Raw genomic sequence first — 7,414 nt, 5'->3', positions numbered from 1 at the left:
CGCCCACACCGCCAGCAAGGCGATCAGCATCGCCGTGTGCAGTGGCCGCGGCTGGCGCAGCGCCTGCACCGCCAGCCCGACCATCGCCATCAGGAACAGCAGCGTCGGCACCTGCGCCAGCCGGCTCCAGCCGGTCGGCAGCCACGGCCAGTGCTGGTCCGAGAGCAGGTCGTGCATCCCCTGCGGTCCCTGTGCGGCCAGCAGGGCGAACACACCGATCGCCGCACCGCTGACCACCCCGCGCAGCAGCAGGTCCTGGCGCAGTCGGCCACGTTCGGGCCACAGCCCATGCAGCGCGAACAGCAGCGGCAGCCACAGCGAGACCGAATGGAACACCAGCGGCGTCAGCGCGGTGACCGCGCCGGTGTTGAGGAAACTGCCCACCAGCCCGTGCAGGATCGCAAAGGCCAACGCGATCGTCAGCAGCAGGCACACCGCGCGTACCCGGCTGTAGATCAGGCCCAGGCCGACGCCCAGGCAGGTCAGCACCAGCGGCAGGATGCGATGCACGGGGCTGCCCACCTCGTCGGCCGGCGTGGCCGACCACAATCCCAGCCCCACCAGCAGGGCGGGCAGCAGGAACAGATAGTGACCGGGCTGGCGTAGCAGGTGATTCCGCAAGACGGTTCCACGAAAGCGGGCCGGCGCGCCATGGCTGCACGTGCAGACCGGGACCACGCAGGCGAGGTGTCTTTCCGATAGCGGCCACTGCGTATTCAACTTGAGTGCGTAACATCGTGTGAGCCTTGCCATGACGTCCTGCTCACCGCCGCTGGCCGATCCTGACCGCGATGAATACCGCCGTCGCCTCACCACCGCCCGTCGCCCCATCGCCCGCTGCCGCACTGGCCGTTCGTTATGCCGGCATCCGCGCACGCAGCATCGCGCTGGCCGCGCCGCTCAGCGCCGAAGACGCGATGGTGCAGAGCATGCCCGACGCCAGCCCGGCCAAATGGCATCTGGCGCACACCACCTGGTTCTTCGAACGCTTCGTGCTGGCCAGCCAACCCGGCCACCAGGCGGTCAATGCCGACTGGCACTACCTGTTCAACAGCTACTACCAGAGCATCGGCCCGGCGCATGCACGCCCACAGCGCGGCCTGCTCTCGCGTCCATCGCTGGACGAGGTGTTGCACTACCGCGCCCGCGTCGACCAGCAGGTGATCACCCTGCTGCAGGCCGATGCGCTCGATGCGCAGGCCCGCCATCAGCTGCAGCTCGGCCTGCACCACGAACAGCAGCACCAGGAGCTGCTGCTCACCGACATCAAGCACGCGCTGTGGTGCAACCCGCTGCAGCCGGCCTACCGGGATGATCTGACCCGGAGCGAGGCCAGCGCCGTGCCGCTGTGCTGGCAGCGCAGTCCCGAGCAGATCGTGGAGATCGGCGCACCCGCCTGGCCCGCGCACGCGGACTTCGCCTACGACAACGAATCGCCGGTGCACCGCGTGCTGGTCCCGGCCCATGCCCTGGCCAATCGACCCGCCACCAACGCCGAGTACCGCCAGTTCATCCAGGCCGGTGGCTACCGCGAGGTCGGCCTGTGGATGAGCGAAGGCTGGGCGTTGTGCCAGGCCGAGGGCTGGCAGCACCCGCTGTACTGGGACGATGCACTGGAACGCGAGTTCACCCTCGGCGGCTGGCGCGCATTGGACCTGCACGCGCCAGTCTGCCACCTGAGCTATTTCGAAGCCGACGCCTTCGCCCGCTGGCAGGGCGCGCGCCTGCCCACCGAGTTCGAGTGGGAAGCCGCCGCCGCCGGCCATGCGCCCGCCGGCCACTTCGCCGACGCCGACCGCCTGCACCCTGCCGGTACCAGCGCGGTGGAGGAGGGCAGCGATGGCGCGCTCCTGCAGCTGTTCGGCGATGTCTGGGAATGGACCAGCAGCGCCTACGGCGCCTATCCGGGCTTCCGCCCCTTCGCCGGCAACCTCGGCGAGTACAACGGTAAATTCATGAACGGCCAATGGATCCTGCGCGGCGGCAGCTGCGCCACACCGGACGGACACGTCCGCCCCAGCTACCGCAACTTTTTCGCACCCTCGGCTCGCTGGCAGTTCGCCGGCGTGCGCCTGGCAAGGGACCTGGCGTGAGCACGGTCAGCGACGCGCTCGACGCGCTCACCGACCTGCAGCCCGATCGTGCCCGGATCACCGCCGATATCCTGCACGGTCTGTCCGCCACGCCACGCCAGCTGCCGTCCAAGTACTTCTACGACGCACGCGGTTCGGCCCTGTTCGAACAGATCACCCACCAGCCCGAGTACTACCCCACCCGCACCGAGCTGCAACTGCTGCACGACAGCGCGGCCGCCATCGCCAGGGTGGTCGGCCCACGCCTGCATGTGGTCGAACTCGGCAGTGGCAGTGGTCGCAAGACCGAGCTGTTGCTGCATGCGCTGGTCGATCCGGTTGCCTACACCCCCATCGAGATCTCGCGCGCGGCCCTGCTGGCCAGCATCGCGCGGTTGGCGCAGGCCCTGCCGGACATTGAAATGCTCCCGGTCTGCGCCGACTTCACCCGCCCGGTGCAACTGCCCGAACCGCAACGCGAACCCGCGCGTCGGCTGTTGTTCTTCCCCGGCTCCACGCTGGGCAACTTCGACCACGCCGATGCCGTCGCCCTGCTGCAGGCGATGCGCCAGACCATGGGGCGCGATGGCATGGCCCTGATCGGTATCGACCTGCACAAAGACCCGGCGCTGATCGAAGCGGCCTACAACGATGCCGCCGGCGTCACCGCCGAGTTCACCCTCAACCTGCTGCGCCGGCTCAACCGCGAGATCGGCAGCGACTTTGATCTCGATGGCTTCCAGCACCGCGCCCGGTACAGCGTGGAACGGCTGCGCATCGAGACCGAACTGGTCAGCACGCGCGCCCAGCGCGTCCACGTCGCCGGCCGCCACGTCGATTTTGCCGAGGGCGAAGCAATGACCGTCGAGTACAGCCACAAGTACACCGACGCGACGTTTGCGTCATTGGCCGCCGAGGCCGGACTGCGCGTCACCGCCCAGTGGAATGCCGCCGCCCCTGCGTTCGGCCTGCGCCTGCTGCAACCGGCGTGATCAGCCGGTCCGATCGGCGCCAGCCCGCTATGATGCAGGTCCACTTGGCTGCAAGGATTCCCGCCAATGAGGCTTCTCCCCGGCTGGCTGCTCGGCGCACTGTGCCTGGCCAGCGCCCCGGTCGCCGCCGCGCCACAGGATGATTTCGACCGCTGCCTGGCCACCCTGCAACCGCAGGCGCTCAAGCAGGGCATCAGCGCCGCCGGTTTCACCCGCTTCACCGCCGGGCTCACCCCGGACCTGAGCGTTCTGCCCCTGCTGGATGCGCAACCGGAGTTCACCACGCCGTTGTGGGACTACCTGGCCGCCCTGGTGGACAGCCAGCGCGTGGACGATGGCCGCGCGCGGCTGGTCGAGCATCGCGATCTGTTGAACCGGGTATCGGCCCAGTACGGCGTCGATCCGGCAACCATCGTCGCGGTCTGGGGCGTGGAGAGCGACTATGGCCGCGTGTTCGGCAAGCGTCCGCTGCTGCAGTCGCTGGCCACCTTGTCCTGCAACGGGCGCCGCCAACCGTTCTTCCGGGGCGAACTGCTTGCCCTGCTCAAGCTGCTCGACGCCGGCGACCTGCAGGCCGACGGGCTCACCGGCTCGTGGGCCGGCGCATTCGGGCACACCCAGTTCATGCCGTCCACCTATGCACGCATTGCCGTGGATGGCGACGGCGACGGCCGCCGTGACCTGGTCGCCAGCATTCCCGATGCCCTGGCCTCCACTGCCAATTACCTGGCCAAGGCCGGCTGGCGTACCGGCCAGCCCTGGGGCATCGAGGTCACGTTGCCGGCCGGCTTCAATCCGGCGCTGGCCGGGCGCACCCAGCGCAAACCGCTGGCCAGCTGGCGGGCGTTGGGCATCGTCCCGGTGGGCGGCGGTGCGCTGGCCCCGCTCGGCCTGCCCGACGACAGCAACGCCGCCCTGCTGCTGCCCACCGGCGCCAAGGGCCCGGCGTGGCTGGTGTTCCGCAACTACGATGCGATCTACGCCTACAACGCCGCCGAAAGCTATGCCCTGGCCATCGCCACCCTGGCCGACCGCCTGCGCGGCGGCAGCGGCACCGTGGTGGCCTGGCCCACCGACGACCCCGGCATCGGCCGTCGCGAGCGCCGTGAACTGCAGACCCTGCTGCTCGCCCGTGGGCATGACATCGGCGTCGCCGACGGCATGGTCGGCACCGCCACCCGCCGCGCCATCCAGGTCGAGCAGCAGCGTCTGGGCTGGCCCACCACCGACGGCCGCGCCGGCCAACGCATCCTCACCGCCCTGCGCAGTGCCCCGCCCATCCCGACCCCTTCGATCCCTTCGACCGCCATGCCCGCATCCACCGAGTTCACCCTGCCGCCCAACCACGCCCGCCTGATGCAGTCCCCGGCCGGCCCCAGCGCGGCGCTGCCCAGGGTCGAGGGCCTGAGCCTGGGCCAGGTGCAGGGCTTCCCCGCCTGGAAGGTGGAGACCCCGTTCGCCACCGCCGCCATCGCGGTGTTCGGCGGGCAGCTGCTGTCCTACATTCCCAAGGGTGGCCAGGACGTGCTGTGGCTGTCGCCCAGCGCACAGGCGCTGCCCACGCCCATCCGCGGTGGCAGCCCGGTGTGCTGGCCGTTCTTCGGCCGCCAGGGGCAGGGCAACGACGTGCCCTCGCACGGCTTCGTGCGCACCCTGCCGTGGACCCTGAAGGACGCGCGGCGCGAGGCCGACGGCACCCTCGTGCTCACGCTCGCCCCGCCCACGCTGGACACCCTGGCCCTGCGCCTGCACATGGAGCTGCGCATCGGCCGCACCCTCGAACAGCGCCTGGTTACCGAGAACGCCAGCGCGCAGACGGTCAGCTTCACCCAGGCGCTGCACAACTACTTCAAGGTCGGCGACGCCACCCGCGTCGACGTGCAGGGGCTCGACGGCCTCACCTACCTGGACAAGTTCGAGAACTACGCCACCCCGCGCGTCCAGCAGGGCGACTGGAACCTGCGCGACGCGCGCGACCCGGGCCGCAGCGATCGCATCTATACCCACGCCGGTGGCCGCTACGTCCTCAAGGACCCCACCCTGAAGCGCCGCATCGAGATCAGCACCCAGGGCAGCCGCTCGCTGGTGGCCTGGAATCCGGGCGAAGCCGGCGCGGCAAAGATGGCCGACGTCGGTACCGGTTGGCGCAACTACGTCTGCCTGGAGGCCGCCAACGCCGGTCCGGACGTGGTCACCCTCGCGCCGGGCGGGCGCCATGTGCTGCAGCAGACGTTCTCGGTGGCGCCGTTGTGAGTGCCAGCCCCCACGACCCGTATGCCGCGCCCGCGGCCGCGGTCGTCGAGGCAGAGATCGACCTGGCCATCGAGCGGGCGGCCGGTGTCCACGATCGGCAACCGCAGCTGGCCCGGGCGGTAGGCGACAATTTCGGCCGGTATGCCCGCCGCTGGCATCTGGATGCCGCAACCGGTCGATGGCCGCGCCCTTGGCACTGGCCTGCCTTCCTGTTCGACGTCTTCTGGCTGTTGTATCGGCGCCTCTACCTGGCGGCCGCGCTGATGCTGGTGCTGGAATTCGGCGTCGGCGCCGCCGTGGCGTTCAGCTGGGTCGGTGAGAACGGCAGCCTGGTCCTGCTGATCGGTGCAAAAGTGCTGCTGGGGCTGTCCGCCAACGCGCTGTACCTGTGGCATTGCCGGCGCCTGGTGGCGCGCACCCAGGCCCGCTACCGCGATCAACCGGCACGCATCGCTGCCGAACTCGACCGCCGGGGCGGCGTGAGCAAGATGGCCCTGGGGCTGGGGGTCGTTCTATATGTGGGAATCCGGGTGCTGGCCGGCGACTGATCCGGCTCAGCCGGCCGTCGCGCGTGGTCGCAGCGCCAACAGGCAGATACCCCCGGCCACCAGCCCCCAGAACGCCGAGCCGATCCCGGCCAGCGACACCCCCGAGGCGGTGACCAGGAACGTCACCAGCGCCGCCTCGCGGTCGGCCTCCTCACGCAATGCCATCGACAGGCTGTTGGCGATCGTGCCGAACAGCGCGATACCGGCCACGCATGCCACCAGTTCCCTGGGGAAGGCGGCGAACACCGCCGCCACCGTCGCCCCGAACAGGCCCACCACGATATAGAACGCCCCGGCGGCCACCGCCGCGGTGTAACGCCGCGCCGGGTCTTCGTGTGCCTCCCGTCCCATGCAGATGGCCGCGGTGATCGCCGCCAGGTTCAAGCCATAGGCGCCGAAGGGGGCGAGCAGCGTATTGGCCACGCCGATCCAGCCGATCACCGGCGAGATCGGCGTGTCGTAGCCCGAGGCACGGATCACCGCCACGCCGGGGATGTTCTGCGAGGCCATGGTCACCACGAACAGGGGCAGGGCGATGCCGACCACGGCTGACCAGGACAGCGTCGGCCAGGTGAACACCGGCGTGGCCAGCTCCAGCCGCACCGTCTCCATGTGCAGCAGTCCCTGAGCGGCCGCCACCATGACACCTGCCAGCAAGGTGGCGATCACCGCATAGCGCGCGAACAGGCGCCGTCCAACCAGCCAGGTGGCGAGCATCGTCAGCGCCATCACCAGCTGTGTCTGCAGGGAGACGAACACATCCAGCCCGAAGCGCAGCAGCACACCGGCGAGCATGCCGGCGGCCAGTGCCATCGGCACCCGCCGCATCACGCGCGCGAAGATCCCCGAGAAGCCGGCGATCATCCCCAGCACGGCAGCAAGCACGAACGCACCGATCGCATCGTTGTAGCCCACTGCACCGGCGCCCACCACCAGCATCGCCGCACCCGGCGTGGACCATGCCGTCACCACCGGCACGCGGTAGCGCAGCGACAGTCCAATACAGGTGATGCCCATGCCCAACCCCAACGCCCACATCCATGAGGCGATCTGCGCCTGCGTTGCACCGACCGCGCGTGCGGCCTGGAACACGATCACCGCCGAACTGGCGAAGCCGACAAGCACCGTAATGAAGCCGGCCATCAGCGCGGGCAACGACACATCGCGCAACAACGAACGCTTGGGGAGGGCAGACATCGCATGCATTCCTGACGACAAGAGATGCATTGTTAGCAAGCCAGCGGCAGCACGCGCAACGCGCGTGCTGCCGCACAGGATGTCGAGCAGCACGCAATGATGACGTTGCGATGAAAAAGATCGAAAAAAGCCTTGACGAATTTTCAGAAGTCTTTAGTATTCGCTCCCTCGCTGCGACGCGGTCTTCACCCCGGTGAACACCAAGCCAAAGCGGCTGCAACATCCCTCGAAAGAAGGTGTTGACGGAAACGAAAAGCCTGACATAATAGGCGGCTCGCAACGACGAAAGCCTCTTGGGGCAAACGACGAAGCGGCATCGGCAACAACGGTTCACTTCGGTGAAACGGCCTTG

5 protein-coding genes and 1 pseudogene are annotated in these 7,414 nt (G+C 69.1%); 4 read left to right on the top strand and 2 right to left on the bottom strand.

From position 1 onward, the window contains the following. Positions 1-621, bottom strand: a pseudogene (locus RTO53_RS18750) (GGDEF domain-containing protein); the annotation flags it as partial. 170 nt (positions 622-791) lie between these two features. Here RTO53_RS18750 and egtB point away from each other — a divergent pair. The 4 genes from egtB (at position 792) to RTO53_RS18730 (ending at position 5,865) form a co-directional block, all read left to right on the top strand. Continuing rightward, a complete protein-coding gene (gene egtB, locus RTO53_RS18745; RefSeq protein ID WP_312239201.1) occupies positions 792-2,093 on the top strand; it encodes an ergothioneine biosynthesis protein EgtB in 1,302 nt (433 codons plus the stop codon). Then, positions 2,090-3,064 (top strand): L-histidine N(alpha)-methyltransferase, encoded by a 975-nt coding sequence (gene egtD / locus RTO53_RS18740; protein WP_312239200.1) that lies wholly within the window; start codon positions 2,090-2,092, stop codon positions 3,062-3,064. Before egtB ends, egtD begins: the two co-directional genes overlap by 4 nt. A gap of 66 nt (positions 3,065-3,130) precedes the next feature. Further along, positions 3,131-5,317, top strand: coding sequence for a lytic murein transglycosylase (locus RTO53_RS18735; protein ID WP_312239199.1), 2,187 nt, complete (start codon positions 3,131-3,133; stop codon positions 5,315-5,317). Then, entirely contained in the window at positions 5,314-5,865 is a 552-nt protein-coding gene (locus tag RTO53_RS18730) for a DUF2628 domain-containing protein (RefSeq protein WP_312239198.1), read from the top strand. The genes RTO53_RS18735 and RTO53_RS18730 overlap by 4 nt, the downstream gene beginning before the upstream one ends. A gap of 6 nt (positions 5,866-5,871) precedes the next feature. Here the strand turns inward: RTO53_RS18730 and RTO53_RS18725 are convergent, their stop codons facing one another. Next, complete coding sequence (locus RTO53_RS18725) at positions 5,872-7,062, bottom strand: benzoate/H(+) symporter BenE family transporter (RefSeq protein WP_312239197.1); 1,191 nt, start codon at positions 7,060-7,062, stop codon at positions 5,872-5,874. Positions 7,063-7,414 lie beyond the last annotated feature (352 nt).

It is taken from the genome of Stenotrophomonas sp., assembly GCF_031995405.1.
Taxonomy (GTDB): domain Bacteria; phylum Pseudomonadota; class Gammaproteobacteria; order Xanthomonadales; family Xanthomonadaceae; genus Stenotrophomonas.
This window is presented reverse-complemented; position numbering and strand designations above follow the sequence as displayed.